Genomic DNA, 21,904 nt, shown 5'->3' with positions numbered 1-21,904 from the left:
CGCAATTGTTAGGCTGTTTCGCAATTTTGATAGTAATAAAAAGAGTTGTTATGAAAAAGTTTTTGGCAATGTCTATTTTGGCGGCCTGTTCTAGCAGTGCGTTTGCAGATGTGAACTACTCACTGTCTATCACTCAGCCTGAGCACCATTTAGGTAATGTAAGTGTTGAGTTTCCGCAAACAGCGCAAGCGCATTTAGATATTAAACTTCCAGCTTGGCGTACTGGCCGTTACGAAATTTTAAATCTTGCCAATGGTGTGCGCTTTTTCGAAGCAAAAGATGATGATGGTAAGGCATTAAAGTGGGAAAAAATTGACCACAGCACTTGGCGTGTTCACCTAAACGAACCTACTCAAGTCAATGTAGATTACCAAGTGTACGCTAACGAGCTAGGTAAACGTGCTCGTCATATTGATGACAGTCATGCCTTCATTGATGCATCTGGCTTTTTCATGTTCAGCGAATCATTCCGCCAAGACCCAGTTAAAGTTGAGCTAAATGTACCAAAAGAATGGCGCTCAGTATCGGGAATGGAAAATGCGGGTTCTAAACACAGCTTTAAAGCCGCTGATTACGACATTTTAGTTGATTCACCAATCGAAACGGGTATCAATGAGCTACACAAGTTCACTGTTGATGGTCGTGAATACGAACTCGTTATTTGGGGTGAAGGCAACTACGATGTAGATCAAATGCTAATTGACCTTAAAAAGCTAGTGACAACGGGCAACGTAATTTGGGATAACTACCCGTATGAGCGTTATGTATTTATGGTACATGCTACGTCAGGTGCAGGCGGTGCAACAGAGCATTTAAACTCAACAATTATCCAGCGCCCACGTGACCGTTTTGGTTCTCGTAAAGATTACCTTGCGTTTATCAGCACCGCAGCTCACGAATTTATTCATACTTGGAACGTAAAAGCATACCGTCCTAAAGGTATTGCGCCGTATGACTACACCAATATTAACTACGCAAAAACATTATGGATTGCAGAGGGCTCAACCAGCTACTTTGAAGATCACTTAATGGTGCGCGCGGGCATTGAAACAACTGATGAGTTCTTCGGTACGTTAACGAAAACCGTTAATCGTCACTTACAAACACCGGGTCGCGAAGTACAAAGCGCAACTGAAACAAGCTTTGATAAGTGGATCAACCAAGGCGGCGACCACGCTCGCAACTACAGCACCAATATCTATTTAGAAGGTTCATTGATTTCAATGGCACTTGATATTGATTTGCTAGAAAACAGCGATGGCAAAATCAGTTACCGCGACGTTCACCGCGCGCTTTACAACAAGCATCGTTTACCAGATGGTTTTACGCCAGATGATGTTAAAGCAATTTTAAAAGAGCTAACAGGTCGTGATTACAGCGCTTGGTGGCAAACGAATGTGGATGAGCCAGCTGCTATCGACTTTGATGAGCTACTTGCAAAAGTAGGCTTAGGTTTAATTCGCCCTGAAGGCGCAAAATCAGTACCTAGTATTGATTCGTTTGCAAAAAACAGCGGTGAGTTATTAACCCTAACTCATGTTCGCCGTGGTGGCGCTGCATGGCAAGCGGGCTTAACGACTGATGACAAAATCGTGGCGTTTAACAAAAAGCATGTTGGTAAAGATTTAACAGCCAGCCTCGAAACGTTTAAAGCAGGCGACACAGTGACTGTTGATTTCATTAGACGCGATGCATTACAAAGCACAACGCTAACACTTAGCGAAGACTTTGATAAAGAGAAAAAGGTCAAAGCATTAAAAGATGCAACACCAGCTCAAATGGCATTGTTTAAAGCATGGATGGGTGTTGACCACCCAAATCAAGCTAAATAACAGCTAAGCAAAATAAATCGTTAATGATTTTTTATTGGTAAGAGAGGAGCTGCGGCTCCTTTTTTTTTGTTTGGTACTTGCTGCGCTTTTACAAACTGCTTTGTGTACTTTGTGTTTAGTAGTGCACTGTGAAGTTGCTGTTTTTTACGTCGCCAAAATGACTTTTTAACTTTGGTTGATCTATCCCGAATATCACTTTGTGCATTATCGGGTTGTGATACCGGGTAGGGCAGCAAAGAGTATCCATAAACACCGGTTTCCCACACATGCTGTAAATCGCAGTCAACGGGGCGGCCAAATTCGGCAGTGGCTTTTAACAGCGCTTTTGCACCTTCAAAACTAACAGCCGTTGCACAGCAGCCAGACATAAGCTTTTTATGAATGACTAAGTGTTGCTCATCAGCAAGGGGTTTTGTAAAGGCAATTTCCCGACTTCGGTCTTTATAAGCGGCCAATTTTATTAGCTGCCAAGGCTGTTTTAATGTACTAATGTTTTCAATTGCACTGTGAATAGAGCGGTCGAGCAGAAAGTCATCTTCTAAAATAATGGCGTAATCTAATTGCCTATCGACAATGGTTTGCCATGCTTTTCTGTGACTCAGGTAACAGCCAATCTCACCTTTACTCAAGGGCTTATGGAATTTTTTTAGGTTTAAATCAGCACTATAGTGCTTGGTTATCTCTGTATCAGACAGCTCTCTACCATCAATTGCATCAAGGCGTTCAAATGCCAAATTTTGTGCATTTAGCTCATGGCTAACACGGTTTAATCGTTCAGTAGAGCTTGCTAAGTTAATTACAAAAATAGCGGTCATTATCGTTACCTGATGGTCAGTTTGAATCAGGCTAACAAGCTTTAATGACGCTTGGGTGTCAGAACTATTTCGCTTTTATGTCAGGGCGAGGAGTATTTAAAATAGATTGCTTTTCTTGCTCGGATAAAATGATCCAATCAAAAATCTCATCATTACTGCGACCACAGCCAGTGCAATAGCCATTTAGGCGATGACATTGACCGATGCAATCTGTTTTAAATTGGCTGGTTGGTTTTTTTGATTTTGTCATAGTGATGTGAAGGCTAATGTAGCCTTCATTAGTGTATTACTTGCCTTCAATTGGCTTACCAATTTCAAGAGTGGTAGACCAAGGCTGTTTGCGTGATAGGGTTTTACCCGAATGAATTGAGATAACAGGGTTGTTTTCGTCAAGCACAAACGTGGTACGTAACGATTCAGCTGACTCTTTTTGTGTTTGATGCCAATTATTACCCGCTAAACACGCTTGGGTAAAATTAACCGCACGGGTGTGATCGGCGACAGCCTGTTGCTGTTGCTCGTAATTGCCTACACAGCGGTAGGTAACATTGTCTTTATCAAGCGCCGTGATTTGACAGTTATCGGCAATAAGGTTGTATTTCGCTGTCCATGTTTCCATGTATTTAGTATTTACACGGCTACGTTTTAAGCCTTCAAAGCGGTTGTCGTAAGCACCTAATAGGGCGTTAATTTTCTCGCAAGGGGTTAAGTTATCAATGGCCGTTTGTTGTTCAGTTGTTAGTCCTGTACAACCTGTTAAAACAAGGCCAGTTAGTAAGGCGGCGAGTGGCTTTTTCATATCAGGCTATCCTTTTAAATAGCAGTTCCTTAAACGTTTCCTAAAGGATACCTAAGCCCTTGTAAAAATGCTAATAAAGATTAGCTATTACAATTTAAAATGCCTTCGCAAAGGAAGGCATTTTAGTTGCTAAAAACTATAAAAGCGTAAGCTTACATCTTGGTTTTGCCTGCAATGTTGGTTACTTTTACTGAGCCAGAGCCATCACTAAGTAACTCAAAGTTTGCTGCAGTATCAACGCGAATGCTGCCTGAGCCATCTGAAACGACAACATCACCCGAAATATCATTTAAGTCGATACCACCAGAGCCATCGTGTACTTCAATATTGCCCTGTGCGTTGGCAACATCAATATTACCTGAGCCGTCATGAATTTTAATATCACGGCTGATATTACGTGCCTCTATGCTACCCGAACCATCATTGATTTCTAATGTGCCTGTAATGTCATTTGCGGTAATTGAACCAGAACCATCGTTGATCACAGTATTCGCAACTTTGCTAATGATAATTTCACCAGAGCCATCGTGTACATCAACATTAAATGAGCGAGGGATCGCAACGGTTAAATCAATGCGAGTTTGCTTATTGGTGTGGTAATCGCACTGGCCTGCACTAAGTGCTGCGTTATTGCCTTTGGCTTCAAGGTTTAAGCAATATTCATCATGAGGCTTTTCTTGATAAATCTCGGCTTTAACGGTTACTTCATCACTGTCACTACCAGTAATGTGTAAAAAACCAGAGCCCGCTTCTACTTTTAAAGCGCTTAATGAGGCTGCATCTAGCGTTAGGTTTTTTGTTTCTTGTAGTGGCATATCACCCCAAGCAAATGTTTGTGCTGATAATAAGCCTGCGGCAATTAGTGAGAGTGTTTTTACTGTACTTAACATGGTTCTTCCCTTTCATATGTGTGGTGTTATTAGCTTAGTCGCAGGTGCTGATAAAAAAGGTTTAAAGGCTTTAAAAACTTTTTTTACACAAATAGGCAAGAAAGCGCGAGCTTCAGGCATTTATGGTTTTTCGCGATGCTTTAGACTGAAATAGTAGACCAAAAACTAAGCAACCCAAGGAGAAACATATGAGTGATTCAGCGCAAACAAGCGATATGCAAGTAATTAAGTCAGGTTCTCAAGATCCAATCGCAGGGCCAGCAGAATGTTTCACAGGTAAAGTGCAAATCAGTACTTTATTTAATGCACCAGCACCTGCTCGCGTTGGTGTTGCTGTGGTGGAGTTTTCAAAAGGAGCTCGTACAAATTGGCATTCTCATCCACTCGGCCAAGTTTTATTAGTTACAGAAGGTCAAGGTTGGACACAGTGCGAGGGTGGTGAGAAAACAGTCATCAATCCAGGTGATTTAATTTGGTGTAACTGCGGAAAGCGTCACTGGCATGGTGCGACTGCTGATAGTGCAATGAAGCATGTAGCAGTTCAAGAAGCACTCGATGGTAAACCTGTTGACTGGTTCGAAGCTGTTTCAGATGAAGATTATTTAGCATAAGGTACATTGAAATGTGTGACAAACATGAAACGCAAGACTTATCACGTCGTAATTTTATTAAAACGAGTTCAGCTTTAGGTGCAGGCCTGTTATTAGGTGGCTTTGCGGCGCCTTCATTTGCAGCATCATCTGAGCAGCTTGCAAATGGCAATATAAAATCTCGTGGCTATGCGGCTTTTGATAATTCAGGCTTACTAAAACCATGGGAGTTCGAAAGACGCCCAGTAGGCGATAACGATATTTTAATCGAAATTAAATTCGCCAGTATTTGCCACTCAGATATTCATCAGATGAAAGGGCATTGGGGCGCACAGCAATACCCTCAAGTACCAGGTCATGAAATTGCAGGTATCGTAACTGCGGTCGGTAAGAATGTGACTAAGTTTAAAGTGGGCGACCGTGCTGGTGTAGGCTGTATGGTTGATAGCTGTCTTGACTGTAATAGCTGTAAAGATCAAGGCGAGCAATATTGCCCAGAAACAAAATTCACTTATGGCTACCCTGATGAACGCTCACCGACGGGTATCACACAAGGTGGTTACTCGAATAACATTGTTGTTCGCGATCATTTTGCAGTGCATATTCCTGAAAACATTAGTTTAGAGCATGCTGCTCCTTTATTATGTGCCGGCATTACAACGTATTCTCCGTTGCTTAAATTTAACTTGAAAAAAGGCGATAAAGTAGGTGTTGTTGGTATTGGTGGGCTTGGGCACTTAGCTGTTAAATTGGCTGTGTCGCAAGGTGCTGATGTTTATGCATTCACAAGCTCTAAAGATAAAGTAGCTGATATTAAAGCCTTTGGCGCTAAAGTGGTTGTTGTTGACGGTGAAGACGCTTACAACGAACATAAGTCGCAGCTTGATTATTTAATTAATACCTTGCCAGTGAAATATGATATTGCTAAATATGCATCATTAGTAAAACCATTCGGCACGTATACCCAAGTGGGTATGCCAGAAGAGTTTTCATTAAATATGAATGCATTAGCATTGGCTGCAAGCCGGGTAAACTTTAATGCTTCGTTAATTGGTGATATGCAAGAAACGCAAGAAGTTGTTGATTACTGTGCTAAGAATAATATTCTGCCAGCAACCCAGTTAATCAAAGCCTCTGAAATCAATAATGCATGGCAAAGCGTGGTGGAGAAAAAAGCGCGCTATCGTTATGTAATTGATGCCTCGACATTTTAAATAATTTTTAGATTGAGTAAGCCAAACGCCATACCCAGTATGGCGTTTTTTGTTGTTCCTTTTTTATTCGGTGATTTATCGCTTAAAGAGCGAATACTGACGTAAAAACATATCATTATTTTTTTCTTTTGCTAACTTAAACTCTTTGGCCTCCATGGAGTAATAATGAAAAAAATAACCTTCCTGAGTACGTTGTTGTGCACTAGCTTTTTTGTTTGTAGCGAAGAAACAGATACAACCTTGAACGCTTATGCCGCTGGGTACGTCGCCAATTTTACCTGTAGTGCCACGTTTAACGCTGGCAAAAGCAAAGATCAAATCGATATTGATGAACTTACCGGTATTTACCCTTTAATCGCAGACACTGTAAAAACACTAAAAGCGAACATTGATACTGAGCATAAACGAGTCATTGTTGATTACGATAAAGATAAGCAACGTATATCGGTGTGGCGGCCTCGTTTAGGCTGTGTTGATTTACCCGTAGGGGTAAGCCTTAAAGCTGCAACACTCGTGCAAGCACCGTTTAAAGAAAACTTAGCCTATCAAAAGGATGATGGTAAGCCTTGGCAAACGCTAAATGGTGTTAATAAAGCGACGGGCAATAAGGCGCTTGATGAGGTTATTGCACAGGCTTTTACTCGTCATTATGGTGAAGGCGCACGAACTTCGGCAATTTTAATAGCAAGCCCTGAGGCGATTCTAGCAGAGCAATATAAAGCCGGTTTTACCCCTGAAACCGCCCAGCGTACTTGGTCTGTTGCAAAAAGTATTGGCGCGAGCATTATTGGTGTGGCGGTAGCGCAAAAGCGACTTGATGTTACTAAGCCTGCGGGGCTTGAAAGCTGGTCTCACCCGCTTGACCCACGCGGCGAAATTACCCTTGAAAACTTGCTTCATATGGCATCGGGCTTAGACAGTAATAAAGCGGGCAATCGTACGGATCGTGTCTATATGGGCGGAGGTTTAGTGTCTGACACAGCAACGCATACTGCGTTAGAAGTTAAGCCAGGTAGCCGTTGGAAATACGCTAATAACGACACCATGTTAGCGCTACGTACCTTACGAGAAACGTTTAACGATGAAGCGAGCTATTTACGTTATCCATATGACAATTTACTCGATAAAATCGGCATGCAGCACACGTTTTTAGAGTCAGATTGGCAAAGTGACTATATTTTGTCATCGCAAGTGTGGACTACTTCTCGGGATCTTGCTCGCTTAGGGCTATTACACCTGAATAATGGCCGCTGGCAAGGTGAGCAAATATTACCAAAAGACTGGTTAAGTTATATTAGTAAACCAGCCCCTGCTCAACCCCCAGAAACGGCACCAGGATACGGCGCACAGTGGTGGCTTTATAACGAACGTTTTCCTGAGTTACCAAACGATACCATTGCAGCGCGAGGCAACCGTGGTCAATTTTTAGTGATCATTCCAAGCGAGCAGATAGTGATTGTTAGGCGAGGGTACGACCTTGCAGGGCTTAAAGGCTTTAGTGAGCATGATTTTGCTCGTGATGTTTTAAAAGCACTGGGCAGATAAAGTCAGGCAATAAAAAAGCTGCTTTGTGGCGTACAGAAGCAGCTTTGCTAACTGGAGAGTTAGTATCTACTACAAGGGCTCTATAGTGACATCCGCTTGGCCTAAACTTTTAAAAAACTGACTATCGCCCGTTATTTTACCAAGTTTTATCAGACCATTTGCATAACTTTGCTGCTTATAAAAGAGCGCAAGGTTACCCCAAGGTGCGTAATAAGTAATGTCTCCTGCGTTAGCATCAGTGCCAGCAGGTAAGCCTTGTAGATTTAATTTCTCTGGTAAAGTGGCAATTTTCTCAGCATTGGCAAAGTCTTCTACTTTTAGAGTCAGTGGTAGAAGTTGATAAAAATGCTTAGCGGCATTGTTACTTTCTAGAGTCGCTTGCATAGTTTTGCCGTTACTGGTGAACTTTATTTGCATTTCACTTACCATCTTTACTGCTTTTTTAAATATTGCTTATCTGTTACTGGCTCTAACCAATCAACAACCTTACCGTCTTTTGACTCTTGAATAGCTAAGTGCATCATGGCTGTTTTATCTGTAGCACCGTGCCAATGTTTAACATTAGCAGGAATATGTACAACGTCACCTGGTTTTATAACCTGAGGTTGTCCGTGCCACGGATTAACCCAACCCATACCTGATGTAACAATTAAGGTTTGGCCAACAGGGTGAGTGTGCCAGTTTGTGCGAGCACCTGGCTCAAAGGTTACCATGGCACCAGCGGCTTTCGCTTCGCCATGAGCTTGGAAACTAGGCTCGACGCGTACTTTGCCCGTGAAATACTTGTCGAGCCCAGTCATTGGGTACTGAGTGCCATTTTTTTGCACTGTGATTTGCGGTAATTCTAAACGTTGTGAAGAGGCGTTTTCTGCATGACTAAATGCACTCATCGTTAAGATAAGGGTACCGATAATATACTTCATACTTTTCTCCATGTGTTTGTAACCGAACGAATCTTCATTTTGGCTAAAAACTGTGCCTTTAAAAAGTACAATGCACGCAAGTTATTGCCTATTAGTCCGAGGCGGCAAATTTACCACTGGTCAATATTGTATAACCGAGCGTATAGTTAAGTATCTTGAATTTAATTGGGTTGGTTATGCATTCAGATTATGATGCTATTGCTAAAATGAGCGCTGCTTTAGCAGATAAGATTGCGCCGCTTATTGGCCAGCAAGAAACCGCTGATAGCGTGATTGAGGATTTGTTTTTTTATCGACAAACACAGGCCGCCACCTCTTGTTCAATGTGTGTGGTTGAACCAAGTATTGCACTGGTGCTACAAGGGGCAAAAAGCATGACCTTGGGCGAAGATGTTTTCAAGTATGACCCACACAAGTACTTGATTACCTCAATTGATTTGCCTGCAAAAATGCAAGTTCTTGAAGCAAAAGACGACGCACCTTATTTAGGCTTAGTGTTAAAGCTTGATTTGGCTATGTTAGGTGAACTGATTTCGCAAATACCGCTCGACAAATTAAACAAGCAATCACTCAATAAGGGAATGACCTTAGGTGAGATGACTGAGCCACTACTTAACGCTTTTACACGATTAATTGATCTGGTTGATGATCCTGAGTCTATGTCAGTACTTGCGCCATTAATTAAACGCGAAATTTTTTGGCGTGTACTTAACAGTGAGCATGGGGCAGAGCTTCGCCATATAGTGTCAACAGGTAGCCAAGGGCTTAGAATTGCACGTAGTGTTAAGTGGTTAAAAGAAAACTATGATCAACCCTTGAGTGTAGAGGACTTAGCGGGTCTTGCGAAAATGAGTAAATCGACTTTCCACCATCATTTTCGAGATCTAACTTCAATGAGTCCGTTGCAATATCAAAAGCGTTTAAGGTTAATGGAAGCAAGAAGGTTGATGGTTGGCGAGAGTATGGATGCCTCAGGTGCTGCTTTTAAGGTTGGCTACGAAAGCCCTTCACAATTTTCTCGTGAGTATTCTCGGTTTTTTGGTTTATCACCAAAACGAGATGTAGAGGCGTTTTTAGCAACGGCTAAATAGCCGGCTACATATAATACCAATGGGCAATAATAGTTAATTAAGCGAATTGGTATAAAAAACGAATGGGCATATCCCTATGTCCCATTCGTTACCATGACACGTTTTAGTTAAAGACTTGCTGTGAAAAATTCAGCAATTTTAGTGAATGGAATTAAACCCACATCATCATATAAATCAACATGACCTGCATTTGGTACAACCAATAATTGTTTAGGTTCAGCAGCTAAATCATAGGCTTGTTGGCTAAACTCAAATGAGTGAGCGTGTTCACCGGCAACAAACAGTAATGGACGTGGTGAAATAGTCTCAATATCGTTAAATGGATAAAAGTTCATAAAACGCACATTGCTGCTTAATGTTGGGTGAGTTGTTAAATCTGCTGATGAACGCTCTGGTGTATATTCACCACGCTCAGTGCGGTAAAAGTCATAAAACTCTTTTGCAATTGGGTGTGAGCTTTCATCAATGTGATGGGGGCAGCCGCCAGTGTATTGTACTTCGCCACCAAGGTACTCAACATTACGTTGCTCTGCAGCCTCATCGAGCATATCTTTACGCATATCAAGATCAATAGAGTTGCCTAAACCATTGCGCGTTGCGCCACCCATGTCATACATACTAACTGTTGCCACAGCTTTGATACGTGGGTCAATTTTTGCGGCACTAATGATGAAACCACCACTACCACATACACCTAAACCACCAATGCTTTCTTTGTTGACGTATGAACGGCTAGCAAGGTAATCGACACCGGCACTGAATGACTCTGCGTATAAATCAGGTAGTACAGTATTACGTGGTTCGCCGTCACTTTCGCCCCAGAAGCTAAGATCAACTGCCAAAGTTACAAAGCCTAGCTCTGCCAGTTTAGTTGCATATAAAGTAGCACTTTGCTCTTTTACCGCACCCATAGGATGACCAATTACAAGTGCTGGAAGATTCGCACCTTTTTCTGCATTTTTAGGTGTAAAAAGATTACCGACTACATTCATTTGTAATTGGTTTTTGAAAATTACTTTTTCAAAGTTAACAGCATCGCTTTGGTAAAAATTATCAGTTGAGGTTGTCATAACACTCTCCTATTTTTTGATTAACAGGGACTGCAATTTGTTTTCACAATGCAGCTTTGATGAGGTTATTGTCGGTTATTTGTGCAGTTTGGCGTTATATTAGAACAGTCGATTTATTGCCTAAAAGTGTCGATTGTATCTTTATGTGCTTAAAATGAACATTAGGTAGCCCAAGTATGAGCACCTAATGATTTTTTAGGGTGTTTTTATAGTGAAATAGCTGGCAATGGCTGCAAAAAATAAGATAGCTGCGCTAACAAAGAAGGTAATAGGGTAGTCATAAACATCGAATAATATGCCGCCGAATGTTGAGCCTAGCGCTATCGAAAATTGAATAATTGCTACCATCAATCCTCCTGCAACTTCAGCATCTTTTGGTAAAGCACGAGCTACCCAGCTCCACCAAGCAACAGGCGCTGCAGTTGCAATTAACCCCCATAATCCAAGTAATACGATGTTGATGTTAAAAAGAGATATTTGATTAGCTAAACAAAATGCTATTAAAGCCATAACCGTAGGGGCAGCTATTAAGGCAAACGCTAAACTGAGTTTTATGACCTTACTGATCAATAAGGTGCCAATAAAGCCTGCAAAACCAATAACAAATAACACCATAGAGACTTGTTGGCTGGTGGCTTGAAACGCTGACTCTAAAAAGGGCCTTACATAGGTAAATAAAGTAAATTGCCCCATAAATAGCAGCGCGACAGCTAGCATACCAAAACGGACGAGTGGCTTTTTAAATAACTTAAATGCAGAAAAAGGTCCTTTTGATTGCTGCTGAGCTGGCATGCTAGGCAAAGCCTGCCATTGCCAAAATACAGCAATAGCGATAAATGGCACTAAACACATAAACGCGCCTCGCCAGCCAAGAACACTGCCTAAATAACTGCCAATTGGTGCTGCAATTATCATGGCAAGACCATTACCACCATTAAATACTGCCAGTGCTTTAGGCACTTTTTCCTCGGGAACTAAGCGCATTGCAGAAGCAGTTGAAAGTGACCAATAGCCACCAATGACTAAGCCGATTAACGCACGACCAAGCATATAAACAGCGTAACTATCAGCTACAGAGATTGTTAAAGTTGACAGTAGCATTATCAAGGTCAGAGCGACTAGTAAGGTTTTTCGATCACTTTTAGCAAATAAAGGACTCATGAATAGACTTGTGACCACCGCAAAAAAGCCAGATATTGCTAACCCCTGACCAACCATGCCTTTACTAATTGATAAATCTTCAGCCATAGGTGTTAATAAGCTTACAGGCATAAACTCGCAGGCTATTAAGGCGAAAATACATAATGTCATCGCAAAAACCCCACTCCAATTAGCTTGCTGCTCGATAGGCTGATCATCTTGATAGGTTGAGTAACTTGTCATGCTAGTCCATACAGTTAAATGTGATGGAGTATTTTTTCAGACATAGGTTGAATAGACTAGCTAATGAATACTAATATGCTTTATTAGTAATACTTATTAATAGGCTGGTGGATGATCAAACAAAACCTCAATGAATTGAACTATTTTGTCATTGTGGCAAGAACTGGCAGTTTTACGCGTGCTGCTGCTCAGTTAGGCGTAACTCAGTCTGCCTTGAGTCAAGCTATTCGTTCACTAGAAGCAAACTTAGATATTCGTTTGTTAACCAGAACAACTCGAAGCGTATCACCGACACTCGCCGGGGAGCGTTTACTCAATGCAATCGGGCATCGTTTTGATGATATCGAAAATGAGCTAGAAGCCTTAACTGAACTCAGAGACAAACCTGCGGGTACGGTAAAAATTACTTGTGGTGATTTTATCATTCAGAACACATTACTCCCAAAACTGGCCAATGTATTAAAGCAATACCCAGATATTAATATTGAGTTTAATGTTAACTATGGCTACACAGACATTGTTGCTCAGCGTATCGACGCTGGTGTTCGCCTTGGCGAAACTATAGATAAAGATATGATTGCAGTGCCTATTGGTAAAGAGCTCAATATGGCAGCGGTTGCAAGCCCTGAGTATTTTACTAAGCATCAAAAGCCTAAAACACCAAAGGATCTTACTGCACATAATTGTATCAATATTCGCTTTCCGACTCATGGCGGTTTATATGCGTGGGAGTTTGAAAAAGAGGGTGAAGAACTTAATGTGAATGTACGCGGTCAATTAATCTTTAATACCTCTCATCATATTGTTGATGCGGCTTTACAGGGGTTAGGTATTGCGTTTCTACCTGAAGAAGAGTTTGGTGAGCATATAAAAAATGGTAATTTAATTAAAGTGTTAGCTGATTGGTGCCCCGCATTTCCCGGTTATTATTTGTATTACCCGAGCCGAAGGCAACCTTCGCCTGCATTTAAAATTGTGTTAGAAGCGTTAAAACAGCAATAGAGTGCGGTATTTAGATACCACACTCTATATTTATTACTTATGGCGGCCTTGTAAACAGTTCACCACATCAGCCAATGATAGGCCTTGGCGCTGTAATAACACGGTTAAGTGATACAGTAAGTCTGCCGATTCATTGGTTAATTCATCGTTATCATGTTTCATGGCTGCAAGGGCAACTTCAACACCTTCTTCACCCACTTTTTGGCAACTACGGCTTAAGTCTTTTGCAAACAAAGACGCAGTGTAGCTTTTGCTCGGGTCATCGTCTTTACGCGAAACAATCACTTGTTCAAGCTCAGCTAAAAACGACAAGCTAGGTTTAGCATCATCGCCAAAGCAGCTTTGTGTACCAAGGTGGCATGTTGGCCCAAGTGGGTTTGCCAGGACTAATAGTGAGTCGTAATCGCAGTCGGTGTGAACTGAGACTACTTCAAGGTAGTTTTCTGATGTTTCGCCTTTGGTCCATAAACGCTCTTTAGAGCGCGAGTAAAAGGTTACTTTTTGTTTGTCGAAAGTGGCAGCTAATGCATCTTGATTCATAAAGCCTTGCATTAAAATCACCCCAGAGCGTGCATCTTGCACGATAGCTGGGATCAACTCGCTTTTGGCAAAATCGACTTGAGAAAGAGTGTCTTTGGTTAATTGCATAGTCTAGCCGCTACATTATTATCAGTTAAAAATTGTTTTAGTTCGCCAATATCAATGACGTTCTTGTGAAATACGCTGGCAGCGAGCGCGCCATCAACTTGGCTTTGTTGAAACACATCAACAAAGTCTTGCATCGTACCTGCGCCGCCCGATGCAATTAGTGGAATATCGCACAGTGCACGCATTTTTGATAGCTGAACATTGTCGTAGCCTTTACGCACGCCGTCTTGGTTCATGCAATTGAGCACGATTTCACCAGCGCCTAGGTCTTGCACACGCTTAACCCATTCTTCGGTTTTGTAGCGAGTACGGCTTGATGCATTTGGGTCGCCAGTCAGCTGATACACTAAATACTCGTCAGTGTTTTCATCATAAAAGCTATCAATACCCACAACCACGCATTGTTTACCAAACTCATCGTGTAATTCTTTGATAAGCTCTGGGCGAGCAATTGCAGGGCTGTTAATACTGATTTTATCTGCGCCACGCTCTAAAACACGTGCTGCATCAGCAACAGATTTAATGCCGCCCGCTACACAAAATGGAATATCAATGTGGCGTGCAATATTCTCTACCCAATTAACATCAAGTAGGCGTTTTTCGACGCTGGCACTGATTTCATAAAACACCAGTTCATCTGCACCGGCATCGCTGTAGGCTTTGGCAAGCGTTAGGATATCACCAACCACTTCATGGCCTTTAAATTTAACGCCTTTAACGACTTGGCCGTCTTTTACATCTAAACAAGGGATTATGCGTTTTGATAACATGCTAGCGCCTCCTCAACATTAAAGGCACCATCGAGTAATGATTTACCTAAGATAACACCGCCAACACCCAGTTTTTTCAGCTTTGCAATATCATCCAGTGAGCTTACACCGCCTGATGCTTGAACTTTAATCTCACTGTTGTGGTTAGTTAAATCTTCATAAAGTGCAAACGAAGGGCCGGTCATGGTGCCGTCTTTGCTGATGTCAGTACACAGAAAATCAACCACACCCAGTGCCACGTAAAAATCAACAAGTTCGAACAAGCCAAACTCAGATTCACTTAACCAACCATGTGTTGCTGGTGCCCAGCCGTTGTCAGTTTTATTAACATCTAGTGCGATAACAAAGTGTTCACTGCCAAACTTTTCAATCCAGGCCTGTACTTGCTCACGTTTTTCAACGGCCATTGAGCCGATCACGACTTGATTAGCACCGGCTTCAAGCCAGTCAGCAACATCTTGTTCAGAGCGAATACCGCCGCCAACTTGATAAGGAACATTAAGCGCTTTGGTTGCAGCTTGAATATGCTGCCACTGTTTTTTATTTGGATCGCGTGCGCCTTCTAAATCAACTAAGTGTAGTTTGCCTGCGCCGCTATTTGCGTACTCTTGTAAGCGTGGGCCAAGTTCGTAAGGGTAAAATTGTGCGGTATCATACTTACCTTGGTATAAGCGCACAATTTGGTTTTGTAATACATCGAGTGCTGGAATAATCACGTTTATTTCTCTTATTTTTTGCTGCGCTTACAGCTGCCAATCTAAAAAGTTTTGTAAAAGTCGTGTGCCTACTTTGGCGCTTCGCTCTGGGTGGAACTGCATGCCTGCGTAGTTATCTTTGGCAACAATTGCTGAAAAAGCTTGCCCGTATTCACCGCTAACTAGGGTGGCATCGTTCACTGTGTGAGCAAAGCTATGCACAAAGTACACTTGATCTTGCGCTGATAACCCTTTGGTGAGGGCATGCTCTTTTAATACACTTAGGTCGTTCCAGCCCATGTGCGGTGAAGTTAATGTGCCCACATCTAAGTGCTTAACAATACCTGGAATTTTGCCAAGGCAATCAACATTGCCTTCTTCAGTGCTGTCGCAAAGTAATTGCATGCCTAAACAAATGCCCATCAACGGACGCTGATATTCATCAATTGCTTGTTGCCAACCACCGTCTTTTAAGCGTTTCATGGCAACAGAAGCATGACCTACGCCGGGTAAAATGGCACGTTCAAAGCCTTTTAGTTGCTCAGGTGAGGTGATAACCTCAGGCGTTTTTCCTAAGCGTTCAAAGGCAAAACGAACAGAGTTAATGTTGGCGCAACCGGTATTAATTATGGCAATCATAAACACCCCTTAGAGCTTGCTGTTTGTTGCGAAGCATCTTTTGCAATCGCAGCGCGAAGTGCTCTTGCAAACGCTTTAAAAAGGCCTTCAACTTGGTGGTGACAATTACCATCGCTAACCGACAGAATTAAGCTCATGGCGGCATTATCACTTAAGCTTTTAAAGAAGTGCTCAACCATTTGTACGTCTAAGTCGCCGACTTTTTCACGGCTAAAATCAGCATTTAATACAAACGAGGCACGGCCCGATAAGTCAATTTGCGCTTCTGCTTTACATTCATCCATAGGGAGTGCAAAACCATAGCGACCAATTTGCGTTTTTGTACCTAGCGCTTGTTTAAGGGCAAGGCCAAGTGCAATGCCGATATCTTCAACTAGGTGGTGCTCATCAATGTGTAAGTCGCCAGTGGCTTGAATATTAAGTCCGATATTGGCGTGTGTACGAATTTGGTCAAGCATGTGGTCGAAAAAGCCAAGGCCAGTGCTAATTTCGCCATTTTTTGTTTGGTCTAAATTAACTTGCACATCGATTTGCGTTTCTTTGGTATTGCGAGTGACACGGCCTTCACGGTTCGCGGTTGTCAGCTTAGTGACAATGGCATCCCAACTGCCATCATACAAAATACCTTCGCAGCATAAGTTATTAGCAAGTCCGATATCTGTTTGGCGGTCGCCAATCACAAATGAGCGTGCTAAATCGACTTTACCTGAGCGCATCAGCTCAGTAAGTAAACCAGTTTTTGGTTTACGGCAGTCACAATTTTGCTCATCAAAGTGAGGGCAGATCAGAACTTCATCAAATTTAATCCCTTGGCTGTTTAAGATATCCATCATCTTGTCTTGGGCAATATCAAAATCAGCTGTCGGGAAGCTATCAGTGCCTAAACCATCTTGGTTTGAAACCATCACAAGGCGGTAACCTGCCGCTTGAAGTTGTAATAGAGCAGGGATCACATTCGGCAAGAACACTAATTTTTCTAGGCTATCAACCTGTTTGTCGGTGATAGGCTCTTCGATAATCGTGCCATCGCGGTCAATAAATAAATACGGGTTGCTCATGATAATTCCTGTTCTACTGTTTTGCTGGTCAGTGATAAACCATCTAACCAAATTTTTACTTGTTCTAGTTCTTGCTCGTTACCGATAGAAATTCGTAACCAATCATTTTCACCATATAAGGTGAAGGCACGCATCACGAGTCCTTGCTCAAGTGCGATATTAAATGATTGTTTGTCTTTTAGTTTTAAGGTGACGAAGTTACCTTCACCGCTCAGTACTTTGATAACGGCAGGTGATTGCTCAAGCCAGCTTTTCAGTTTGCCTTTTAAGCTATTTAGAATAGTCACCTGACGGCGCATTGAAGCGATGTTGTCACTACTTAATGCATCTGCTGCAATGCTCGCCACCACCGTTGATACAGGGTAAGGCGCAATCACTTTACGAATAGGTGCAAGCAGCTCGCTGTTGGCTAGCGTGAAGCCTGTTCTTAAACCTGCAAGTGCAAATGCTTTTGATAAGGTTCTTAGTACCACAAGGTTACTAAACTCGTTGATTAGGCTTGCCGCTGTTTGTTCTGGGCAAAATTCTATATAAGCTTCATCAACCACTACAATCGCTTTACCCGCAAGTTGTTGGGTGATTTTTCTGATTTTGTCTAAGCTTGTCATGCTGCCGGTAGGGTTATTTGGGTTACAAATAAACACCAGCTTTGAATCAGCAACTGCAGTGACAATTTCATCAACCGTGCCTTTTAATAACAGCTCTTGAGTTAAACCGTTAATCGCAATGTTGTGGGTATCAGCAGTGACTTTGTACATGCCGTAAGTTGGCAAAAAGAGTGCGATGCTTTCTTTAGCTGGGCTACAAAAAGTACGTACTAATAGCTCAATACCTTCATCAGCGCCACGAGTCATCAGTACTTGCTCTGGCTCTAAATTAGCATAGCAAGCGTAACGATTGATCACTTGCTGAGGCTGCGGATCTGGGTAGCGATTTAAATCAGCTAAATTGATTTTTGGCGTACGAGAATAAGGGCTTTCATTGGCATTTAACCAGGTTGTGCCTGTCAGCTTTTCACTTTTCGCCGAACTGTAGGCTGTAAGCGCTGCAATGTTATCTGGCAACAGCGTTGTTATTTTTGAATTATCGCTCATTGTTCATAGCCTCAAGACGAATTGAAACAGCATTAGCGTGAGCATCAAGCCCCTCTGCTGCAGCTAAAGGTAAAATTGCTTTAGATAATTCACGTAAGCCATTTTTACTGATGGTTTGCACTGTGTAAGTTCTAAAGAAGTCCAGTAAGTTTAAGCTCGAATAGGTCGCACTGTAACCATACGTTGGTAGTACGTGGTTCGTACCCGATGCATAGTCTCCGGCAGACTCCGGAGTGTAATCACCTACAAATACTGAGCCGGCATTTTTCACTAAGCTTAAATAAGGCTGCGCATCAGCAAGCTGAAGAATAAGGTGCTCAGGGCCATATTCAGCAGACACTGCAAAGGCTTGCTCAACCGAGTCGACTAATATCAAGCTTGAGTTAGCAAGGGCTTGCTCGGCAGTGTCTTTACGACTCAACTTTGCTAGCTGCTCTGTTAATGCTTGCTGTGTTTTTTCAATAATGCGTTCGCTGTTACACAGTAAAATAACCTGTGAATCCGCACCGTGCTCTGCTTGCGATAATAAATCTGCCGCAATAAACTCTGGGTTTGCACGCTCATCAGCAATCACTAGCACTTCAGAAGGGCCCGCTGGCATATCAATCGCCATGCCCGGAATAGTTTGCGCAACAAGTTGTTTTGCCATGGTGACAAAGCTATTTCCCGGGCCAAAAATCTTGTTCACCTTAGGCACTGATTCTGTACCGTATGCCATTGCTGCAATCGCTCCGGCGCCGCCACTTTCTACAATGGTTTTAATACCACATAGTTTTGCCGCATATAAAATGGCTGGGTTGATAGTTTCATCGGCTTTTACAGGTGTAGTAAGCACAACGGTTTGTGCACCACTTAACTGTGCAAGTACCCCTTGCATAATCACTGACGATGGCAGTGGCGCACTGCCACCTGGCACGTAAATGCCTACCGCTTCAATGGCTTGATATTTAAGTTCACACAATACGCCAGGTTGCGTTGTTAACTTAATGTCTTTTGGTAATTGTGCTTGGTGAAAACGTTTTACATTGGCATAGGCCGTTTCGATGGCGGCTTTTAACTCGTTTGATAATAACTGCTCAGCTTGATTAATTTCTTCAATTGGCACTAATAAGCGAGGTGTTTCGCGCTTATCAAACTCTTTTGCCATTTTTAATAACGCTGCGTCACCCTCAGTTTTAACTGCATTTAAGATGTCGATACAAATTGCTTCAACCTCTTTACTTGCAGTAACAGCAGGGCGGGTAAGAACCGCCTGCTGTGCTTGTTGATTTTCCTCATTCCAGCGAAACATGGATAATTACTCCATCATTTTTTCAATTGGCATAACAAGAATTGAGTTGGCACCCAGTGCTTTTAACTGTTCCATTGTTTCCCAGAAAAGGGTTTCGCTGCTAACCATGTGTAGTGCTACATAATCGTCGCTACCAGCAAGCGATAGTAAAGTCGGTTGGCCTGTGCCTGGTAGTAAGTCGCATACTTCATCAAGCTTTGCTTTTGGTGCGTGTAGCATGATGTATTTACTTTCTTTTGCTTGGCGCACACCACGTAAACGCGGCATTAACGTGTTGATTAAATCAAGTTTGCTTTGATCAGTAAGGTCTTTGTTTTGAATTAAACATGCATTTGATTCTAAGATGGTGTCGCCTTGCATTAAGCCATTAGCTTCTAAGGTTGCACCGGTAGACACTAGGTCACAGATTGCATCAGCTAAACCAGCACGCGGTGCGACTTCAACAGAGCCTGTTAACATGACGGTGCTTGCATTAATGCCTTCACGTTTTAGGTATTGGCTTAAGATTTCTGGGTAGGTAGTGGCAATGCGTTTACCTTCAAACCAGCTTTTATCTTGTGGACCAAGTTCTTGTGGCCATGCAAGTGCTAGGCGGCAGTAACCAAAATCAAGTTTAGAAAGTTTGTTTACTTCGAATGCCACGCCTTGGCGTTCGCGTTCGGCTTGAACTTCAACAAGTACGTTTTCACCAACGATACCTAGGTCACACACACCGTCCATTACTAGGCCCGGAATATCGTCATCTCGCACGCGTAGTACGTCAATTGGCATGTTGGTAGAGTGTGCGATTAAACGTTGTTCACGAAGATTTAATTTAACACCAAGTTGCTTTAGTAAATCTTGGCAGTCTTTTGATAAGCGGCCGCCTTTTTGGATGGCGATTCGTAAACGGTTGGTATTGCTCATTATTCATTTTCCTTTAATTCAAAAACTAAAAACCCCGAGGGAACCTCAGGGCGAAAATAAATAATTTGGTTGATTACTCGCCAGAGGTTCCTTTTAGGAATAACCTCTCAGCGAAAAACCTGACAGGCTATTCCGGTGAATGATGGTGATGATGGATAGTTGTCAGATTGAAGCGCATAATTTTTCCTGTATTGCACTCGTTTTTGTAAACCAGTGCGTATATCTGTTTAAATAAGTTACGTATATAGATAAACATGCTTTGCTAATCTTTGGCAAGCATTTTTTTTCGAAATTAAAGTATATCTTATAACTGCCGATATATAATGGTTAGATAGGAGGTACAGCAGGAGGTACAAATGGATATCATGATCCCCTTTTTAGGTCGAATAACGCGTTTACAAGTGGAAAGTAAAGGTGCGTTTCATATTGCGGGCGTAAAAGATGCGAACGTGCTGCGAATTGAGCTTGAAAAGCGCCAAAAACGTGAAATAGAACGCCGCAAAAAAGCTGCGAAAAAAGATGATAAAGGCAACAAAAGTGCCATAGAAGAAGATGAAGAGGGTAATAAACACCTAGATACATGGGCTTAATACTCCATATAAGAATTTGTTTTTATGCAACTGAGTGTTTTTTTCTGCTAACGTTAAGAGACACTTGTGTTGTTACTTACAAGGCAATTCAATGGAACGACCTTTATTACCATTAAACGAGCAAGCTAGACTTGAAGAGCTTCGTTCGTTGAATGTTTTAGACTCTCAAAGTGAGCCTGCCTTTGACCGAATAACTCGCCTTGCCCAACAATTTTTCTCTGTACCCATTTGTGTTATTAGCTTAATTGACGAGCATAGACAGTGGTTTAAGTCATGTGTGGGGCTAGATGTGACAGAGACCGCAAGAGATATTTCATTTTGCGCCCATGCAATTTTATACAAAGACCCGCTAGTAGTTGAAAATGCCTTAAACGATAAGCGTTTTGAAGATAACCCACTGGTAATGGGAGATCCGAATATCCGTTTTTATGCGGGCTGCCCAATTACACTTAAATCAGGAAATAGAATTGGTACTTTGTGCCTTATCGATCATCAACCACGCAGTTTTAGCAAACAAGAAACTAAAGCGCTAATAGACTTTGCTGCAATCGTCGAGCGAGAGTTTGCAATTATGCAGTTAGCCACTACCGATGAGCTTACCTTATTGCCTAATCGTCGCGGCTTTATTGGCACTGCAGAGCATTACCTTGATTTATGTATTCGCCAGCACTTAAAAGCAAAATTAGTGTTTATTGATATAGATAATTTTAAAACAATTAACGATAAATTTGGTCATGCCGCTGGCGATAGAGTACTGAAAGATTTTGCAGGATTACTAGAGAACTGTTGTCGCAAAGCGGATTTACTTGCTCGTTTGAGCGGTGATGAGTTTGTAATTTTATTTACAGATTTAAATAGCAGTGAATGCGACACTATAATGCAGCGCTTGTTATTATCATTCAGTCACTTACCTAATAGCTTTAATAATCAAATTGAGCTTAGTTTCTCTTATGGCATTGCTGATTTTTCTGATCAGCAGCCTTGCTCGCTGACTAAATTGCTGTCTGTTACAGACGCGCGAATGTATGCAGAAAAAGCACAAAAAAAGGCTCGATAAAC

The 21,904-nt window shown here is 42.0% G+C and carries 24 protein-coding genes; 8 read left to right on the top strand and 16 right to left on the bottom strand.

The features are described from left to right. Positions 1–50 precede the first annotated feature (50 nt). On the top strand, positions 51–1,832 hold the full coding sequence (locus PASHI_RS11200) for a M61 family metallopeptidase (protein WP_062565665.1): 1,782 nt from the start codon (positions 51–53) through the stop codon (positions 1,830–1,832). A 20-nt stretch (positions 1,833–1,852) separates the two neighbouring features. Here the strand turns inward: PASHI_RS11200 and PASHI_RS11195 are convergent, their stop codons facing one another. The 4 genes from PASHI_RS11195 to PASHI_RS11180 form a co-directional block, all read right to left on the bottom strand. Next, on the bottom strand, positions 1,853–2,647 hold the full coding sequence (locus PASHI_RS11195) for a glycosyltransferase family 25 protein (RefSeq protein ID WP_062565664.1): 795 nt from the start codon (positions 2,645–2,647) through the stop codon (positions 1,853–1,855). Positions 2,648–2,711: 64 nt separating this feature from the next. Next, positions 2,712–2,897 (bottom strand): DUF1289 domain-containing protein, encoded by a 186-nt coding sequence (locus PASHI_RS11190; RefSeq protein WP_062565663.1) that lies wholly within the window; start codon positions 2,895–2,897, stop codon positions 2,712–2,714. A 36-nt stretch (positions 2,898–2,933) separates the two neighbouring features. Continuing rightward, entirely contained in the window at positions 2,934–3,446 is a 513-nt protein-coding gene (locus tag PASHI_RS11185; protein WP_055021702.1) for a hypothetical protein, read from the bottom strand. A 152-nt stretch (positions 3,447–3,598) separates the two neighbouring features. Next, positions 3,599–4,336 (bottom strand): DUF4097 family beta strand repeat-containing protein, encoded by a 738-nt coding sequence (locus tag PASHI_RS11180; RefSeq protein ID WP_062565662.1) that lies wholly within the window; start codon positions 4,334–4,336, stop codon positions 3,599–3,601. 188 nt (positions 4,337–4,524) lie between these two features. On the opposite strand from PASHI_RS11180, the gene PASHI_RS11175 reads away from it, so the two are divergent. The 3 genes from PASHI_RS11175 to PASHI_RS11165 all read left to right on the top strand — a co-directional run bounded on the left by PASHI_RS11175 (position 4,525) and on the right by PASHI_RS11165 (position 7,685). Beyond that, positions 4,525–4,947, top strand: coding sequence for a (R)-mandelonitrile lyase (locus PASHI_RS11175; RefSeq protein WP_054563895.1), 423 nt, complete (start codon positions 4,525–4,527; stop codon positions 4,945–4,947). 11 nt (positions 4,948–4,958) lie between these two features. After that, on the top strand, positions 4,959–6,140 hold the full coding sequence (locus tag PASHI_RS11170) for an NAD(P)-dependent alcohol dehydrogenase (protein WP_054563894.1): 1,182 nt from the start codon (positions 4,959–4,961) through the stop codon (positions 6,138–6,140). A 165-nt stretch (positions 6,141–6,305) separates the two neighbouring features. Next, positions 6,306–7,685: a serine hydrolase domain-containing protein gene (locus PASHI_RS11165; protein WP_130167614.1), complete on the top strand. Its 1,380-nt coding sequence runs from the start codon at positions 6,306–6,308 to the stop codon at positions 7,683–7,685. A gap of 69 nt (positions 7,686–7,754) precedes the next feature. On the opposite strand, the gene PASHI_RS11160 is transcribed toward PASHI_RS11165, so the two are convergent. Both PASHI_RS11160 and PASHI_RS11155 read right to left on the bottom strand, forming a co-directional pair. Continuing rightward, positions 7,755–8,102 carry a cyclophilin-like fold protein gene (locus PASHI_RS11160; RefSeq protein ID WP_062565934.1) on the bottom strand — a complete coding sequence of 116 codons (348 nt, stop codon included), beginning with the start codon at positions 8,100–8,102 and terminating at the stop codon, positions 7,755–7,757. Positions 8,103–8,116: 14 nt separating this feature from the next. Continuing rightward, on the bottom strand, positions 8,117–8,608 hold the full coding sequence (locus PASHI_RS11155) for a (R)-mandelonitrile lyase (RefSeq protein ID WP_156426481.1): 492 nt from the start codon (positions 8,606–8,608) through the stop codon (positions 8,117–8,119). A gap of 176 nt (positions 8,609–8,784) precedes the next feature. Here PASHI_RS11155 and PASHI_RS11150 point away from each other — a divergent pair, with 176 nt between their 5' ends. Then, the gene (locus tag PASHI_RS11150; protein ID WP_062565660.1) at positions 8,785–9,699 is read left to right on the top strand and encodes an AraC family transcriptional regulator; all 915 of its coding nucleotides are present in this window, start codon (positions 8,785–8,787) and stop codon (positions 9,697–9,699) included. A gap of 107 nt (positions 9,700–9,806) precedes the next feature. Here PASHI_RS11150 and PASHI_RS11145 read toward each other — a convergent pair whose 3' ends face one another. Together PASHI_RS11145 and PASHI_RS11140 are read right to left on the bottom strand one after the other, a co-directional pair. Continuing rightward, positions 9,807–10,769, bottom strand: coding sequence for an alpha/beta hydrolase (locus PASHI_RS11145; protein ID WP_058584162.1), 963 nt, complete (start codon positions 10,767–10,769; stop codon positions 9,807–9,809). Positions 10,770–10,964: 195 nt separating this feature from the next. Beyond that, positions 10,965–12,152: an MFS transporter gene (locus PASHI_RS11140; protein WP_062565659.1), complete on the bottom strand. Its 1,188-nt coding sequence runs from the start codon at positions 12,150–12,152 to the stop codon at positions 10,965–10,967. 111 nt (positions 12,153–12,263) lie between these two features. Here PASHI_RS11140 and PASHI_RS11135 point away from each other — a divergent pair, with 111 nt between their 5' ends. Further along, complete coding sequence (locus tag PASHI_RS11135; RefSeq protein WP_062565658.1) at positions 12,264–13,154, top strand: LysR family transcriptional regulator; 891 nt, start codon at positions 12,264–12,266, stop codon at positions 13,152–13,154. A 33-nt stretch (positions 13,155–13,187) separates the two neighbouring features. Here the strand turns inward: PASHI_RS11135 and hisIE are convergent, their stop codons facing one another. The 8 genes from hisIE to hisG are packed head-to-tail and all read right to left on the bottom strand — an operon-like array spanning position 13,188 to position 20,255. Beyond that, complete coding sequence (gene hisIE, locus PASHI_RS11130) at positions 13,188–13,802, bottom strand: bifunctional phosphoribosyl-AMP cyclohydrolase/phosphoribosyl-ATP diphosphatase HisIE (RefSeq protein WP_062565657.1); 615 nt, start codon at positions 13,800–13,802, stop codon at positions 13,188–13,190. Further along, on the bottom strand, positions 13,793–14,572 hold the full coding sequence (gene hisF, locus PASHI_RS11125) for an imidazole glycerol phosphate synthase subunit HisF (RefSeq protein WP_062565656.1): 780 nt from the start codon (positions 14,570–14,572) through the stop codon (positions 13,793–13,795). The genes hisIE and hisF overlap by 10 nt, the downstream gene beginning before the upstream one ends. Continuing rightward, the gene (locus PASHI_RS11120; RefSeq protein ID WP_062565655.1) at positions 14,554–15,288 is read right to left on the bottom strand and encodes a 1-(5-phosphoribosyl)-5-[(5-phosphoribosylamino)methylideneamino] imidazole-4-carboxamide isomerase; all 735 of its coding nucleotides are present in this window, start codon (positions 15,286–15,288) and stop codon (positions 14,554–14,556) included. The genes hisF and PASHI_RS11120 overlap by 19 nt, the downstream gene beginning before the upstream one ends. 27 nt (positions 15,289–15,315) lie before the next feature. Beyond that, positions 15,316–15,906 (bottom strand): imidazole glycerol phosphate synthase subunit HisH, encoded by a 591-nt coding sequence (hisH, locus tag PASHI_RS11115; RefSeq protein ID WP_062565654.1) that lies wholly within the window; start codon positions 15,904–15,906, stop codon positions 15,316–15,318. After that, entirely contained in the window at positions 15,903–16,964 is a 1,062-nt protein-coding gene (hisB, locus tag PASHI_RS11110) for a bifunctional histidinol-phosphatase/imidazoleglycerol-phosphate dehydratase HisB (protein ID WP_054563884.1), read from the bottom strand. Before hisB ends, hisH begins: the two co-directional genes overlap by 4 nt. After that, entirely contained in the window at positions 16,961–18,058 is a 1,098-nt protein-coding gene (gene hisC / locus PASHI_RS11105; protein ID WP_062565653.1) for a histidinol-phosphate transaminase, read from the bottom strand. The genes hisB and hisC overlap by 4 nt, the downstream gene beginning before the upstream one ends. Then, the gene (gene hisD / locus PASHI_RS11100; protein ID WP_062565652.1) at positions 18,048–19,349 is read right to left on the bottom strand and encodes a histidinol dehydrogenase; all 1,302 of its coding nucleotides are present in this window, start codon (positions 19,347–19,349) and stop codon (positions 18,048–18,050) included. Before hisD ends, hisC begins: the two co-directional genes overlap by 11 nt. A gap of 6 nt (positions 19,350–19,355) precedes the next feature. After that, a complete protein-coding gene (hisG, locus tag PASHI_RS11095) occupies positions 19,356–20,255 on the bottom strand; it encodes an ATP phosphoribosyltransferase (RefSeq protein WP_062565651.1) in 900 nt (299 codons plus the stop codon). Positions 20,256–20,611: 356 nt separating this feature from the next. Between hisG and PASHI_RS11090 the strand changes: the two genes are divergently transcribed. Together PASHI_RS11090 and PASHI_RS11085 are read left to right on the top strand one after the other, a co-directional pair. After that, on the top strand, positions 20,612–20,845 hold the full coding sequence (locus PASHI_RS11090) for a hypothetical protein (protein WP_062565650.1): 234 nt from the start codon (positions 20,612–20,614) through the stop codon (positions 20,843–20,845). A gap of 91 nt (positions 20,846–20,936) precedes the next feature. Beyond that, positions 20,937–21,902 carry a sensor domain-containing diguanylate cyclase gene (locus tag PASHI_RS11085; RefSeq protein ID WP_062565649.1) on the top strand — a complete coding sequence of 322 codons (966 nt, stop codon included), beginning with the start codon at positions 20,937–20,939 and terminating at the stop codon, positions 21,900–21,902. Positions 21,903–21,904 lie beyond the last annotated feature (2 nt).

The organism is Pseudoalteromonas shioyasakiensis (assembly GCF_001550135.1).
Classification (GTDB): domain Bacteria; phylum Pseudomonadota; class Gammaproteobacteria; order Enterobacterales; family Alteromonadaceae; genus Pseudoalteromonas; species Pseudoalteromonas shioyasakiensis.
The sequence above is the reverse complement of the archived record's forward strand: the minus strand, read 5'-3'. Positions and strand labels throughout refer to the sequence as shown.

Bases quoted from the DNA above. Each gene is read 5' to 3' on its own strand.
- PASHI_RS11200 (WP_062565665.1), top strand. From the start codon at position 51: ATGAAAAAGTTTTTGGCAATGTCTATTTTGGCGGCCTGTTCTAGCAGT.
- PASHI_RS11195 (WP_062565664.1), bottom strand. From the start codon at position 2,647: ATGACCGCTATTTTTGTAATTAACTTAGCAAGCTCTACTGAACGATTA.
- PASHI_RS11190 (WP_062565663.1), bottom strand. From the start codon at position 2,897: ATGACAAAATCAAAAAAACCAACCAGCCAATTTAAAACAGATTGCATC.
- PASHI_RS11185 (WP_055021702.1), bottom strand. From the start codon at position 3,446: ATGAAAAAGCCACTCGCCGCCTTACTAACTGGCCTTGTTTTAACAGGT.
- PASHI_RS11180 (WP_062565662.1), bottom strand. From the start codon at position 4,336: ATGTTAAGTACAGTAAAAACACTCTCACTAATTGCCGCAGGCTTATTA.
- PASHI_RS11175 (WP_054563895.1), top strand. From the start codon at position 4,525: ATGAGTGATTCAGCGCAAACAAGCGATATGCAAGTAATTAAGTCAGGT.
- PASHI_RS11170 (WP_054563894.1), top strand. From the start codon at position 4,959: ATGTGTGACAAACATGAAACGCAAGACTTATCACGTCGTAATTTTATT.
- PASHI_RS11165 (WP_130167614.1), top strand. From the start codon at position 6,306: ATGAAAAAAATAACCTTCCTGAGTACGTTGTTGTGCACTAGCTTTTTT.
- PASHI_RS11160 (WP_062565934.1), bottom strand. From the start codon at position 8,102: ATGCAAATAAAGTTCACCAGTAACGGCAAAACTATGCAAGCGACTCTA.
- PASHI_RS11155 (WP_156426481.1), bottom strand. From the start codon at position 8,608: ATGAAGTATATTATCGGTACCCTTATCTTAACGATGAGTGCATTTAGT.
- PASHI_RS11150 (WP_062565660.1), top strand. From the start codon at position 8,785: ATGCATTCAGATTATGATGCTATTGCTAAAATGAGCGCTGCTTTAGCA.
- PASHI_RS11145 (WP_058584162.1), bottom strand. From the start codon at position 10,769: ATGACAACCTCAACTGATAATTTTTACCAAAGCGATGCTGTTAACTTT.
- PASHI_RS11140 (WP_062565659.1), bottom strand. From the start codon at position 12,152: ATGACAAGTTACTCAACCTATCAAGATGATCAGCCTATCGAGCAGCAA.
- PASHI_RS11135 (WP_062565658.1), top strand. From the start codon at position 12,264: ATGATCAAACAAAACCTCAATGAATTGAACTATTTTGTCATTGTGGCA.
- hisIE (WP_062565657.1), bottom strand. From the start codon at position 13,802: ATGCAATTAACCAAAGACACTCTTTCTCAAGTCGATTTTGCCAAAAGC.
- hisF (WP_062565656.1), bottom strand. From the start codon at position 14,572: ATGTTATCAAAACGCATAATCCCTTGTTTAGATGTAAAAGACGGCCAA.
- hisH (WP_062565654.1), bottom strand. From the start codon at position 15,906: ATGATTGCCATAATTAATACCGGTTGCGCCAACATTAACTCTGTTCGT.
- hisB (WP_054563884.1), bottom strand. From the start codon at position 16,964: ATGAGCAACCCGTATTTATTTATTGACCGCGATGGCACGATTATCGAA.
- hisC (WP_062565653.1), bottom strand. From the start codon at position 18,058: ATGAGCGATAATTCAAAAATAACAACGCTGTTGCCAGATAACATTGCA.
- hisD (WP_062565652.1), bottom strand. From the start codon at position 19,349: ATGTTTCGCTGGAATGAGGAAAATCAACAAGCACAGCAGGCGGTTCTT.
- hisG (WP_062565651.1), bottom strand. From the start codon at position 20,255: ATGAGCAATACCAACCGTTTACGAATCGCCATCCAAAAAGGCGGCCGC.
- PASHI_RS11090 (WP_062565650.1), top strand. From the start codon at position 20,612: ATGGATATCATGATCCCCTTTTTAGGTCGAATAACGCGTTTACAAGTG.
- PASHI_RS11085 (WP_062565649.1), top strand. From the start codon at position 20,937: ATGGAACGACCTTTATTACCATTAAACGAGCAAGCTAGACTTGAAGAG.